At 68.9% G+C, this 12,210-nt stretch carries 12 protein-coding genes and 2 tRNA genes; 9 read left to right on the top strand and 5 right to left on the bottom strand.

The features are described from left to right. Positions 1-28 precede the first annotated feature (28 nt). A complete protein-coding gene (locus ACFWBT_RS36995; RefSeq protein ID WP_385707474.1) occupies positions 29-1,516 on the bottom strand; it encodes an amino acid permease in 1,488 nt (495 codons plus the stop codon). A 259-nt stretch (positions 1,517-1,775) separates the two neighbouring features. Between ACFWBT_RS36995 and ACFWBT_RS36990 the strand changes: the two genes are divergently transcribed. Both ACFWBT_RS36990 and ACFWBT_RS36985 read left to right on the top strand, forming a co-directional pair. Next, positions 1,776-2,270, top strand: coding sequence for a ribose-5-phosphate isomerase (locus ACFWBT_RS36990; protein WP_385707472.1), 495 nt, complete (start codon positions 1,776-1,778; stop codon positions 2,268-2,270). A 47-nt stretch (positions 2,271-2,317) separates the two neighbouring features. Continuing rightward, complete coding sequence (locus tag ACFWBT_RS36985; RefSeq protein ID WP_385707470.1) at positions 2,318-3,127, top strand: Fpg/Nei family DNA glycosylase; 810 nt, start codon at positions 2,318-2,320, stop codon at positions 3,125-3,127. Positions 3,128-3,132: 5 nt separating this feature from the next. Here the strand turns inward: ACFWBT_RS36985 and ACFWBT_RS36980 are convergent, their stop codons facing one another. Further along, positions 3,133-4,362 carry a GNAT family N-acetyltransferase gene (locus tag ACFWBT_RS36980; protein WP_385707468.1) on the bottom strand — a complete coding sequence of 410 codons (1,230 nt, stop codon included), beginning with the start codon at positions 4,360-4,362 and terminating at the stop codon, positions 3,133-3,135. Between the two features lie 172 nt (positions 4,363-4,534). Between ACFWBT_RS36980 and ACFWBT_RS36975 the strand changes: the two genes are divergently transcribed. Beyond that, positions 4,535-5,707: a PP2C family protein-serine/threonine phosphatase gene (locus ACFWBT_RS36975; protein WP_385707466.1), complete on the top strand. Its 1,173-nt coding sequence runs from the start codon at positions 4,535-4,537 to the stop codon at positions 5,705-5,707. 62 nt (positions 5,708-5,769) lie between these two features. Then, the gene (locus ACFWBT_RS36970; protein WP_385707464.1) at positions 5,770-6,225 is read left to right on the top strand and encodes an HD domain-containing protein; all 456 of its coding nucleotides are present in this window, start codon (positions 5,770-5,772) and stop codon (positions 6,223-6,225) included. Positions 6,226-6,363: 138 nt separating this feature from the next. Here the strand turns inward: ACFWBT_RS36970 and ACFWBT_RS36965 are convergent, their stop codons facing one another. Continuing rightward, positions 6,364-7,539, bottom strand: a complete 1,176-nt coding sequence (locus ACFWBT_RS36965; protein ID WP_385707462.1) for an acyltransferase family protein — start codon at positions 7,537-7,539, stop codon at positions 6,364-6,366. A gap of 645 nt (positions 7,540-8,184) precedes the next feature. Between ACFWBT_RS36965 and ACFWBT_RS36960 the strand changes: the two genes are divergently transcribed. Both ACFWBT_RS36960 and ACFWBT_RS36955 read left to right on the top strand, forming a co-directional pair. Continuing rightward, complete coding sequence (locus ACFWBT_RS36960) at positions 8,185-8,379, top strand: hypothetical protein (protein ID WP_016435177.1); 195 nt, start codon at positions 8,185-8,187, stop codon at positions 8,377-8,379. Positions 8,380-8,577: 198 nt separating this feature from the next. Next, positions 8,578-9,021, top strand: coding sequence for an NUDIX domain-containing protein (locus ACFWBT_RS36955; RefSeq protein WP_385707476.1), 444 nt, complete (start codon positions 8,578-8,580; stop codon positions 9,019-9,021). A gap of 46 nt (positions 9,022-9,067) precedes the next feature. Here the strand turns inward: ACFWBT_RS36955 and ACFWBT_RS36950 are convergent, their stop codons facing one another. Continuing rightward, positions 9,068-9,604, bottom strand: a complete 537-nt coding sequence (locus ACFWBT_RS36950; protein ID WP_385707460.1) for a hypothetical protein — start codon at positions 9,602-9,604, stop codon at positions 9,068-9,070. A 401-nt stretch (positions 9,605-10,005) separates the two neighbouring features. Here ACFWBT_RS36950 and ACFWBT_RS36945 point away from each other — a divergent pair, with 401 nt between their 5' ends. After that, on the top strand, positions 10,006-10,188 hold the full coding sequence (locus ACFWBT_RS36945; RefSeq protein ID WP_385707458.1) for an integrase: 183 nt from the start codon (positions 10,006-10,008) through the stop codon (positions 10,186-10,188). A gap of 67 nt (positions 10,189-10,255) precedes the next feature. Here ACFWBT_RS36945 and ACFWBT_RS36940 read toward each other — a convergent pair. Continuing rightward, a tRNA-Gly gene (locus ACFWBT_RS36940) sits at positions 10,256-10,329 on the bottom strand. 151 nt (positions 10,330-10,480) lie between these two features. Between ACFWBT_RS36940 and ACFWBT_RS36935 the strand changes: the two genes are divergently transcribed. Together ACFWBT_RS36935 and tig are read left to right on the top strand one after the other, a co-directional pair. Beyond that, positions 10,481-10,557: transfer RNA gene (locus ACFWBT_RS36935), tRNA-Pro, on the top strand. 202 nt (positions 10,558-10,759) lie between these two features. Then, positions 10,760-12,151 (top strand): trigger factor, encoded by a 1,392-nt coding sequence (gene tig / locus ACFWBT_RS36930; protein WP_385707456.1) that lies wholly within the window; start codon positions 10,760-10,762, stop codon positions 12,149-12,151. Positions 12,152-12,210 lie beyond the last annotated feature (59 nt).

Genomic DNA, 12,210 nt, shown 5'->3' with positions numbered 1-12,210 from the left:
GCCACCTCACTCAGGCGTCGGGGGCGGGTCAGGCGCCGACCTTCGCCTGGGTCTCGTCGCGGGACTCGTCCGCGAGCGTCCGCGCGGATGCCGGGGCACCCGCGCCCAACTTCTGCCGGACCAGGGCGACGGCCAGCACGATCGCCGCGACGAGCAGCGACAGCAGCACCGTCTCCCGGCCGTCGTGCTCGGTGTCGGTCAGCATGTAGCCGAGGACGAAGACGATCATCGCGGCGGTCGCCCAGGTCAGGTACGGGTAGAGCCACATCCGCACGACGAGCTTCTCCGGCGCCTCGCGCTGGATGATCTTCCGCATCCGCAGCTGCGAGAAGCAGATGACGAGCCACACGAACAGGGCCACCGCACCGGAGGAGTTGACCAGGAAGAGGAAGACCGAGTCCGGGAACTTGTAGTTGAAGAAGACGGCGACGAAACCGAACACGACCGAGACGACGATGGCCGTCATCGGCACACCGCGCCGCGTGGTCCTGGCGAACGCCTTCGGCGCGTCCCCGCGCTGACCGAGCGAGAAGGCCATGCGGGAGGCGGTGTAGAGGCCGGAGTTGAGGCAGGACAGCACGGACGTCAGCACGATGAAGTTCATGATCTGACCGGCGTGCGCGATGCCGAGGGAGTCCAGGGCGGCGACGTACGAGCCCTTGTCGTCGATGGCCGGGTCGTTCCACGGCAGCAGGGCGATGACCACGAGGATCGAGCCCAGGTAGAAGACGGCGATGCGCCAGATGATGCTGTTCGTCGACTTGGTGACGGCCCGCTGCGGGTCCTCGGACTCACCGGCGGCGAGGGTCGCGATCTCGCTGCCCATGAAGGAGAAGACGACCAGCAGAACACCGGTGAGGATCGAGCCGGGGCCGTGCGGCAGGAATCCGCCGTGGTCGGTCAGATTCCCGAACCCGGCCTTCTCTGCGTCGACACCGGGCAGCACACCGAAGATCGCGAGGCCGCCGACGACGATGAACGCGCCGATCGCCACGACCTTGATCCCGGCGAACCAGAACTCGAACTCGCCGTACGAGCCGACGGAGACCAGGTTGGTGGCCGTCAGCACCACCATCACGATGAGCGCCCAGCCCCACTGCGGTACGGCGGGAATCCATCCTTCGAGGATGTCCGCGCCGGCGGTGGCCTCCACGGCCAGCACCACGACCCAGAAGAACCAGTACAGCCAGCCGATGGAGAAGCCGGCCCAGCGGCCGAGCGCGCGGTCGGCGTGCGCGGAGAACGAGCCCGAGGTCGGGTTGGCGGCGGACATCTCACCGAGCATCCGCATCACCAGCACCACGAGCGTGCCGACGAGCGCGTACGAGAGAAGGATGCCGGGGCCCGCGGTGGCGATGCCGGCCTTGGAGCCGACGAAGAGCCCTGCGCCGATGACGCCACCGATGGCGATCATCGACAGATGACGGTTCTTGAGTCCGGCCTGGAGGCCGCCACCGGGTTCTCCGGGGCCTCCGTGGCCCTGTGCGGCCTTCGTGGGGGTCGGCTGCGAGGTCATGAGGGGGATTCCTTTGCGCCGGATGAGCAGATTCCCGTACGAAGTGCCCACTCCGTACGAGCGGTGTACGGGGCACGCACTCACCCGAGGTGTGGGGTGGTGTACGAGTCGGTCCAGTGAAACGGAGGCAAAGGAATTCGTGAACCTTTGAATCCAGATCGTTACTTGAGGTTTCCTTGAGGTTCTGTAGGATAGGTCACGTTTTTCAGGTGCGGCCCCCGGCGAGGCCGATCCGAAACGCGCGTGTCACACTCGGACCATGCGCGTGTATCTCGGCTCCGATCATGCCGGTCTCGAACTGAAGAACCACCTCGTCGAGTGGCTCAAGGCCGCCGGCCACGAGCCCGTCGACTGCGGGCCCCACATCTACGACGCCCTGGACGACTACCCGCCGTTCTGCCTCCGCGCCGCTGAGCGCACCGTGGCGGACCCGGGCGCCCTCGGCATCGTGATCGGCGGCTCCGGCAACGGCGAGCAGATCGCCGCGAACAAGGTCGCCGGCGTACGGGCCGTACTCGCCTGGAGCGAGGAGACGGCGGCGCTGGGCCGCGAGCACAACAACGCCAACGTCATCTCCGTCGGCGCCCGTATGCACACCCAGGAAGAGGCGACGAAGTTCGTCGAGACCTTCCTCGGCACCCCCTTCACCGGCGAAGAGCGCCACGTCCGCCGCATCGAGATGCTCGCGGACTACGAGAGGACCCGGGAGCTCCCGCCGATTCCGGCCCACCACCCGCAGCAGCCGCAGGCGTAGCACCGACGGGCCGACGGGCCGCAGGACGAGAGACAGCAGGAGGACCGGTGCCCGAGGGGCACACCATCCACCGGCTCGCCGAGGACTATCTCGGCGCGTTCGGTGGCCGCGGCGTCCGCGTCACCAGCCCCCAGGGCAAGTTCAGTGACGCCGCGGCCCTCCTCGACGGCTCGGTCCTGACCGCGGCGGAAGCCCACGGCAAGCACCTCTTCCTCGGCTTCCGCGCGGCGGAGTGGATCCACATCCACCTGGGCCTGTTCGGCAAGGTCGGCTTCGGCGGCACCCCCGCCCCGCCGCCCACGGACACCGTCCGCCTCCGCCTCACGAACGACACGGCGTACGTCGACCTGCGGGGGCCCACCACCTGCGCCCTGATCACGGACGACGAGAAGCACGCGATACACGACCGCCTCGGCCCGGACCCGCTGCGCCCGGACGCCGACCCCGCGGCCGCCTACCGCCGGGTCTCCCGCAGCCGTACGACGATCGCCGCCCTGCTGATGGACCAGAAGGTCATCGCGGGCGTGGGCAACGTCTACCGCGCGGAGGTCCTCTTCCGGCACGGCATCGATCCGTACCGCGCGGGCAAGGACCTCGGCGCGAGGGAGTGGGACGCGGTCTGGGCCGACCTCGTGGACCTCATGCGCGAGGGCGTCCGCAACAACCGCATCGACACCGTCCGCCCGGAGCACACCCCCGAGGCGATGGGCCGCCCGCCGCGCGTGGACGACCACGGGGGCGAGGTCTACGTGTACCGCAGGGCGAACCTGCCCTGTCACATCTGTGGCGGCGAGATCCGCACCGCCGATCTCGCCGCCCGCAACCTGTTCTGGTGCCCGGCCTGCCAGAAGGCCTGAATGTCCTAGAACCCGTGCGGCAGCCAGGGCGCGACCACCGAGGTGAACGCCATCGACGTCTCCGCCAGCGCCCCCTGCCGCAGTTCACGCACCCGTCCACCCGCCGCGAGCGAGGCCAGCGACACCCCGCCGAGGTAGACCGCGGCCAACTCCCTTACGGACAGGGCGAGATCAGGGGTGTCATCGGTCCGCACGCACGACGCGCCCTTCGCGTCGCCGGTGAGCCGCCAACGCCCTTCGTTCCAGGGGCAGAAGGCGTCCTCGACCTCGAACACCACGTCCACCGGGGCCTGATAGGTCCGTGCCTCCAGCGCGGCCCCGACATCGACGAGCCGCACATGCAGCGAGTCCTTCATCCGCAGCTGACAGCGGCGGATGTCGGAGACCAGGTACTGCCAGGCCTCGTCCACGGGGCGGCCCCGGGTCCGCAGCGTGGACGTCAGGTCGATACCGAAGAGGAACCGCCACAGCGCGGCCCGCACCGCGGGGTCCAGTCCCTCCAGGTCGTCCATCATCACCGTCCCGTTGTGCCCGGACGGTCCCCAGTCCGGCTTGACCCGGAAGCGTGTGTAGCCCACGACCTCGCCGTCCCGCTCGGCGACCACGCACTGCAAGGGCGAGGCGCCGTTCCGCTCGCCCTCCGGGTCGAGCACCCCGAGCCGCTGCCAGCCGGGCTGGCGGGCCAGCATCCCGGGACGCTCCGCCACGAGGCGGGCGTACACCGCCTCGCACGCGTCCAGCACATCCCTGGGCACGGCGTAGCGCAGCCGTACGTCGTCGGTCCCGGGCGGCACGGACAGTCCTACGCGGCTCGTGTCGATCTCCGCGCTGATCTGCTGCGTCCCGATGTCGTAGCCGAACCGCCCGTAGATCGCCGGCTCCGACGCGGTCAGGACGGCGAGCGGCTCGCTCCCGGCACGGATGTCGTCCAGCTGGCGGCGCATCATCGCGGTGAGCACGCCCCGCCGACGGTGCGTCGCCGCGACGCTCACCATCGTGATCCCGGCCGCCGGTACGGAGGCGCCGCCCGGGACCGTGACGCGGAAGGAGAAGGCCCCCGCCGTACCCACGCAGCTCTCCCCGTCCCACACGCCCAGCGAACGGTCGTACTCTGTGAGCGCGTTCCACAGTTCGCGCTCCTCGGACGACTCCGCCACACCTCCGAACGCGCGGATCAGGTTCTCGTACCACTTGTCCCAGTCGGCCTGCCGCAGCACCCGAACGTCAGTCGTCATAGCCCCATGCCTACCAGGGCAATGCGGTACGAGCGAGGGAATATCGCCCAACCGTCGAGCCCTTCAACCGGAATATTCCTGTGCGGTTCTCTGTGAAGTTGAGCGCTCGGAGGGGGGACAAGTGGGACCTCCCGTGCCAAGCACCTGGTCCGATGGATAGGGTCCCGAACTAATGGCAGCAGGACGAGAGCGGCGCGCGGAAGCCGATACGTTCACGGCCCGGTTGAAGAAGCAATGGCACCGGGCCCGCACAGGGCTGCGCAGATCCGCCGTCGACTACTTCCGCGGGGACGGTTCGGACTGGATCGCGCTGGCCGGTCTCCTCATCACGATCCCGATCATCGCCTCCACCACCCTGGTCAACTCGGTGTGGTGCTCACCCGCCGCCCTGGTCCTGCCGATCGTGGCCGGCGGCCTGCTGCTGCGCCCCGCGAGCCTGCTCGGGCTGTACGCGGCCGCCGCCACCGCGCTGATAGTCGAGTCCGTGAAGCTCGGCCCGTACACGGAGGGCCCGTCCCGGGTCACGCCGGGTGTGGTCCTGGTGGTCGCGGCCTGCGGCTTCTTCGGACTGCTCATCGCGCAGTTCCGCAGCCGGGTGGGCGTGCCCTGGCGACGCGGCGGCACCATGCTCTTCGACCTGCGCGAGCGCATCCGGGTGCAGAGCAAGCTGCCGAAGCTGCCGCTGGGCTGGCACCGCGAGATGGCACTGCGCCCGGCGGGCGGCCAGTCCTTCTCCGGGGACTTCGTCGTGGCCGCACGGACGAACGGCGGTCGAACCCTCGAAGTCGTCCTCACGGACGTGTCCGGCAAGGGGATGGACGCGGGCTCACGCGCCCTGCTGCTGTCCGGCGCCTTCGGAGGCCTCCTCGGATCGCTGCCGCCGCACGCCTTCCTGCCCGCCGCGAACGGCTATCTGCTGCGCCAGGACTGGGACGAGGGCTTCGCCACCTCGATCCATCTGGTGCTCGATCTCGACTCGGGCGACTACGAACTCTTCTCCGCCGGACACCCGCCGGGCCTGCAGCTCAGCGCGGGCAGCGGCCGTTGGGAGGAGAAGGCGGCGGAAGGCCCCCTGCTGGGTGTGTACGACGGCGCCCAGTTCGACCCGGTGAAGGGCTCGCTGCGGCCCGGGGACGTGCTGATGCTGTTCACGGACGGTCTGGTCGAGACCGCCGACCGGGACATCGTCGAGGGCATCGACCGGCTCACCGGCGAGGCCGACCGCTATGTCGCCGGCGGCTTCCACGGCGCCGCCTGGCATCTCATCGAAGCGGTGGCCAAGGACGTCAACGACGACCGGGCCCTCCTGCTGATCTGCCGCGAGGGCCTGACACCGGTACGCTGACCGCGCCCCACGGATTTCGGCAACGCGGCGGCAGCGGCCCGTACCGAGGAGACACTGATCCCGTGACGCAACCTCTCCTGACCCTGGCCGAAGTCGAAGCGCTCGCCCGCACGGCGCACGCCGCCCAGACCGACAAGGCCGGCCGCCCCTACGCCGAGCATCTCCAGGCGGTGGCGGACGGCGTCCGCGATCGCGGCGGCGACGACGACCAGATAGCGGCCGCCTGGCTGCACGACGCCGTCGAGGACGACGCCCTCTCCGAGGACTGGCTGGGCGAGGCCGCGCTGACCCCTCGTACGAAGGACATCGTGCTGGCGCTCACCAAACAGGACGGCGAGTCCCTGGAGTCGTACGCGCGGCGCATCCGCACCACCCGGGGCGCCCTCCTGGTCAAGGCGTCCGACCTCGCGCACAACGCCGACCCGAACCGGCTCGCGGTCCTCGACGAGCACACCCGGGCCCGCCTGACGAAGAAGTACGCGACGATGCGCGCCCTGTTGGGGCTGCCGCCGGGCTGAACACCGGCGTGCTCCGCGGTTTCCGCGCGTGGCGCCCTCGCGCCGTCGCGGCACGCAGAAGGGGCGGGTCCGGGGATCCGGACCTGCCCCTCTCGTATGCCCGTCGGCCACCCGCCCGTCGGCCCACGGGTCGGCCGGTCAGGCGTTGGCCTTCGCCCGCTCCCGTGCGAGGTCCATCGCGTCCCGTTTGAAGGCCCACGCCATCTTCGGCTCCATCGCGAAGCGGAAAACCCGCTGGACGGGCCGCGTGCACAGCACGGTCACGAGGGTGACAGCGGCGAACGTCACGCACACCTCGCCGAGCGGCTTGTGCACCCATCCGTGGTCGAACCAGCCCCAGAAGTCGGACCCCTTGATCACGAAGCCGTGCAGCAGATAGCCGTACAGCGTGCCCGCGCCGAGCGCCGTGAACCACATCTTCCGCCGCGGCACCCAGGCGAAGAAGCACGCGGTGAGCACCAGCGAGCAGCCGTAGAGCGCGAGCGTCATGACGACACCGGCCCACCAGGGAGCGCCCAGCTCCTGCGCGCTGTCGCGGTGGTAGAACCAGGTGGCGTTCATCCGGGGCGCCGCCCAGTAGCCGACGACCAGCGCCGCCGCCAGGATCGGCACCGACAGGACGCGCACCTCGCGACGGCGCACCAGCTGGAAGTGCTCGGGCTTCATGAGCAGGCCGAGAACGAAGAACGGCAGGAACTGCAGCACCCGCTGGAGGTCCAGGTCGTCACCGATCTCGGGCGAGACGGCCGCGAGCAGGGCGAGACACAGGGCGATGGGAAGCGGCCAGCGGACTACCTTCCACAGCGGGGTCGTCAGGCGCCAGACGAAGAGCGCGATCAGGAACCAGGTGAGGTACCACGGGTCGAGCAGGCTGATCTCCTGGTCCGACACGCCCCCGGCCCAGCGGTTGAAGAGGGAGTACGCGGTCTCGAACAGGACGTACGGGACGACGACGCCGGTGACGAGCCGCTTCAGGCGGTCGGAACGCATGTCGAAGCTGCGCGAGAAGTAGCCGGAGATGATGATGAAGGCCGGCATGTGAAACGTGTACACGACCGTGTACAGCGTCTCCGCGACACGGCTCTGACTCTTCAGCGGCTCCCACACGTGCCCCATGGCCACGAACGCGATCGCCAGGTACTTGGCGTTGTCGAAGAACGCGTCGCGCTGCCCGGCGGGCTTGCCGCGCGATGCGGCGCCGGTGGTCGTCGCGGTGACCTGGTGCGAGCGCGGGGAGGGCACTCCGCCCGTCAACTGCTGCGCCGGCGGGAGGGGTGATCTGTGGTGGTCGTGGGGTCGGAGCGAGTTGGTCACAGGCCCTCCCGCCAAGAACTCCGGGAGACGACCCTGGACCTCGCTGCGCGTTCGGGGGACGTGGCGGCGTGGAACATCTGAGGCACCCTAGCCTTGTCTGTGCGTTCTCGTAAAACGCCCGATGTCATTCCTGCTTATCGCGTGCGCCTACCCCGGATTTGGAGATGTGTGCCTACCGGTTCGCAAGTAGTTCCGGATACCGATTCGCTTACCGGGACGGGGTGTTCTGTCCTGCTTCATCCTGACTAAATAGTGCATAGCACCCGCGGGCGACTCTGGGGTTATGTCCGTTTCAGTAGGCTTTAGTTACCCGTCCCCGGCGTTCGCCGTGTGCCTGTGGCAACAATTCGAATTACCTGCGAACAAGGTGTGTGGGCACGGCAACGGTCACTCTGAATTCCCTGTGCGGCGCGCCGTCGAATTGCGTTGCGCACACGCGCGGTTGACGCGTTCCGGGGGAGTGGGGGAGCGCGGCGCCGGTCCGCGCCGGCAGGTCCCCGGACCGTTCCCGGGTCTGTCCTTGGCCAACGATGCGTCACCTGTCGCATACGAGTGGCCTGTTGGTGGCACGATGGTTCTGGCGGGGGTGTGCGGGGCTGCACCTCCGGGCCGGGAGAGCGGACCGACCGTAGGGTGTGATCAGTTGTGGCCATTTCGCTGTCAGTGGTGCTGCTGTTGGCGATCATCCTCGTGGTGCTGATCCGAGGGGGATCGATCAAGGCGGGACCTGCCATCGTCGCGGTGCTCTTCGGCTTCTTCCTCGCGTCGACCGGAATGGCTCCGTCCATCAACCGGTTCCTCAACTCGATAGCGGAGACCATCAACTCGATCAGCTTCTGAACGGGACCCGACGAAAGGGGCCACCGCCGGCCCGCGGACGTGCGCGGGACGCGCGGCACGCTCTGTGCCGACCGATGCCGCCGACTCCACCGGCACCGGCCACGGACACCTCTGTCCCCGAAGAGGCCACCGGCGCGGACGCCTTTGCGCCCCGGCCGGACGACGGGCAGCTCTGCCCCCGAAGGCGCGGTGGTCGTGATGAAGGGGACGAAGATCCGCCACAACGTCCGCGCGGTCCTGCGCGACGGGGAACACCTCGTGTTCCTGCGCCGGGAATGGCCCGGCGGCTCCCCTTACTGCACCACCGTCGGCGGCGGCGTCGAACCCCGCGACGCCGACCTGGAGGCGGCCCTGCGCCGCGAGGTCATGGAGGAGATCGGCGCCACCATCGGCCCGGCCGTCGAATTCCTGACCCTGACCGAACCGGGCGGGCGGACGACGGTCGTACGGCACTACTTCCGCGCCGATGTGCTGGACCTGGATCCGGACCGCCGCGACGGCCCCGAACTCGACGACCCCCACACGGGTGACTTCTCCACGGTGCACGTCGCGCCGGAGGCATCGGCCCTGAGGGCGCTCGAACTCCAGCCGCCCGAACTCGCCGCCTACCTGTGTGAACACGCCGAGGACTGGCGCACATGACGGCCGACGCCCGGCGGGACGGGGCGGGGCCGCCACGCGGGGGCGGTCAGGGCAGAAGTGCCGTGACGCCCTTCACCAGCAGCGCGACCACCGCCACCACGATCGGTACGGCGAGGATCAGCTCCACGATCCCCGGCGCCGGGACCACGGTCGGTTCACCGGCGTGACCGGCGTCCGACCGTTGCTCGCGCGCCCGCTCCAGTTCTTCGATCACCTTCCTGTGGCGGCCGAAGGAGGGCCAGCGGCTGAACGCCTCGACCGGGATGATCCGGCGCCCGTCCAGCGTGAGACTGAGGCTTCCGCTCCTGGCGTCCCAGTTCAGGCGCCGCACCGCCTGCCACGGAATCTCGTACGTCCGGTAGAGGTTGCGGATCACCACGACGGTCCGGTCATAGCGCACGAGCGGAACGAGCTGGACTCTCCCCGCGAACGCGACGAGGCTCAGCAGGCTGATGAGGCCCGAGACCTTCACGACCGTCCACTCCGGCAGGGAACGGATGCCCAGCGCCATGCCGCCCGCCACGACCACGATGGCCAGCGCGGCCACCACCTGCCGGTCCCGCCAAGGCCTTATTCGACGCACCGTCGCTTCCTTCGGTCGTGCCGCCTCTCCACTTCGCCGGAGCGGACGCAGAGGGAGACCGTAGGCCACACGGTCACATCAGGAACAGACGCGCGTCATGCGATGGGCCGGCACGACGGGCTCACCGGGAAGCGGAGCCGAGATCATTCAACTGGCTGTGATGGCGTGTGAAGCGCTGACTCGGATGAGAGACCTCCTTGCTGAGGACCCTGATCTCAAAGGCGACGCGTACTTCAGGGTTCGGGCCGACCTGTGGAGGGAGAACGCTCACCTCCGGGAGGCCATGCGCAAGGACCTGGGGATGGATGGGCAGCCCCCGGATCCCGACGTCGGCCGGTATCGGTACCCGGCTGCATCGTGAGGGGTCGGCGGGGATCGCCGGAAGTCCCCAGCCTCCGTCCATGCCCCGCATGGGCCACAGCCCCGCCCGTGCCGCACTGATCTATCAGCACGCCAGTGCGGACCGCGATCGTCTGATCGCCGATGCGGTGAGTGGTCTGGTGAAGAAGGGCCGTAAGGGCGCCGGCAAGCCGAAGGGGAAGGACCGGAAGCCCAACGGGCACGCAGCGGGCACGGACGGCTGAACGGAGCCCCCGGGAAACGACAAGGGCCAGGCCGAGGAATGAACCTCTGGCCTGGCCCTACGTCATATGGAGCGGGCGACGGGAATCGAACCCGCGTAGCTAGTTTGGAAGACTAGTGCTCTACCATTGAGCTACGCCCGCACAGGGTGCGCCGCAGGTCAGCGACCGCGGCACAGAAAGCATCGTAGCGGGTCGGACGCCCACATCGCACACCCCATTCCCACCCGCGTCGGCGCTCGCGAAATGCGGCAGCCGCACTGTCTGCGGGCATGTACCCTACGTGTCGCACCGACGGGGTGTGGCGCAGCTTGGTAGCGCGTCCGCTTTGGGAGCGGAAGGCCGTGGGTTCAAATCCCGCCACCCCGACCACCGGCAGGAACCCGCCAGGGCTCCGGCCCGGACAAGATCACCTTTTGGGGCGTGTACCGCCTGCGGTTACTATGCAAGCTGCGTGCCCGTATGTCTGCAGTGTTACGTCTCTCAAGGGCCGCGAATCCGCCCAAGGCTCTGCCTGACCGGCAGCAGCACGCAGCAGAACCCCCCAAGAAGTCAGCCACAAGGAGACCGAACCGTGAAGAGCGCCGTGGAGACCCTGAACCCGACTCGGGTTCGGCTCACTGTCGAGGTGCCCTTCGAGGAGCTCAAGGACAGCCTCGACGCGGCGTACAAGAAGATCAACCAGCAGGTCACGGTGAAGGGGTTCCGGAAGGGCAAGATCCCGGCGCGCGTCATCGACCAGCGGTTCGGTCGCGGCGCCGTGCTCGAAGAGGCCGTCAATGACGCGCTCCCGAAGTTCTACACCGAAGCGGTCAACGAGGCTGAGCTGAATGTCCTCGGACAGCCCGAGGTCGACATCACCGAGCTGAAGGACGGCGAGACGCTGAACTTCACCGCCGAGGTCGACATCCGCCCGGCCATCGAGATCCCGGACTACTCCGGCATCGAGGTCGAGGTCGACGCCGTCGAGGTCAGCGACGAGGACGTCGAGAAGGCCGTCACCGACCTGCGCGAGCGCTTCGCCTCGACCTCCCCGGTCGAGCGCGCCGCCCAGGACGACGACGTCGTCACCCTCGACCTGGAGGCCAAGGTCGACGGCGAGGTCCTCGAGGACGGCATCGCCAGCGGTGTCTCGTACACCATCGGCTCGGGCGAGCTGCTCGACGGCATCGACAACGCCGTGAAGGGCCTGGAGGCCGGTGGCGAGACCACCTTCACCTCCGAGCTCAAGGGCGGCTCCGCCGCCGGCAAGGCGGCCGAGGTCACCGTCAAGGTCACCCAGGTCGCCGCCCGTGAACTGCCCGAGCTGGACGACGAGTTCGCGCAGCTCGCCTCCGAGTTCGACACCCTCGACGAGCTCAAGGCGGACAGCCGCAAGCGCCTCGAGAACATGAAGCAGTACGACCAGGCCACGCAGGCCCAGGAGCGCGTCCTGGAGAAGCTGCTCGAGCTGGTCGAGGTGCCCGTCCCCGAGAAGCTGCTCGAGGACGAGATCAACACCCGCAAGCACAACCTCGAGCACCACCAGCTCGGCCAGATGGGCCTCGACCTCGCGAAGTACCTGGAGATCCAGGGCAAGACCGAGGAAGAGTTCGACGCCGAGACCAAGGAAGCCGCGGTCAAGGGCATCAAGACGCAGTTCGTCCTCGACGAGCTCGTCAACAAGGAGAAGCTGAACGTCAACCAGGAGGAGCTCACCGAGCACCTCATGCGGCGCGCCGCTTCCTCCGGCATGTCCCCCGACCAGTTCGCCCAGGCCGTCGTCGAGGGCGGCCAGGTTCCGATGCTCGTCGGCGAGGTCGCCCGCGGCAAGGCCCTCGCGGTCGTCGTCGAGGCCGCCACGGTCAAGGACACCAACGGCGAGGTCGTCGACCTCGACGACGAGGAGGACGAGACGGCCGCGGCCGCCGACGGCTCCGAGGCCACCGAGGCCGCCGCCGAGACCGAGGACAAGCCCGAGGCCTGATCACCTCACTTGTACGCCTGAATGCCGATGGGCCCCGGGGACGTTTTCGTCCCCGGGGC

The sequence above is a fragment of the Streptomyces sp. NPDC060027 genome (assembly GCF_042737005.1).
Lineage (GTDB): Bacteria > Actinomycetota > Actinomycetes > Streptomycetales > Streptomycetaceae > Streptomyces.
Note: the sequence above shows the minus strand (reverse complement) of the source record. Positions and strands in the feature narration are given on the sequence as shown.

Coding starts and splice junctions, on each gene's coding strand:
- ACFWBT_RS36975 (WP_385707466.1), top strand. CDS start 4,535: ATGGCAGCAGGACGAGAGCGGCGCGCGGAAGCCGATACGTTCACGGCC.
- ACFWBT_RS36955 (WP_385707476.1), top strand. CDS start 8,578: ATGAAGGGGACGAAGATCCGCCACAACGTCCGCGCGGTCCTGCGCGAC.
- ACFWBT_RS36990 (WP_385707472.1), top strand. CDS start 1,776: ATGCGCGTGTATCTCGGCTCCGATCATGCCGGTCTCGAACTGAAGAAC.
- ACFWBT_RS36995 (WP_385707474.1), bottom strand. CDS start 1,516: ATGACCTCGCAGCCGACCCCCACGAAGGCCGCACAGGGCCACGGAGGC.
- ACFWBT_RS36945 (WP_385707458.1), top strand. CDS start 10,006: ATGCCCCGCATGGGCCACAGCCCCGCCCGTGCCGCACTGATCTATCAG.
- ACFWBT_RS36980 (WP_385707468.1), bottom strand. CDS start 4,362: ATGACGACTGACGTTCGGGTGCTGCGGCAGGCCGACTGGGACAAGTGG.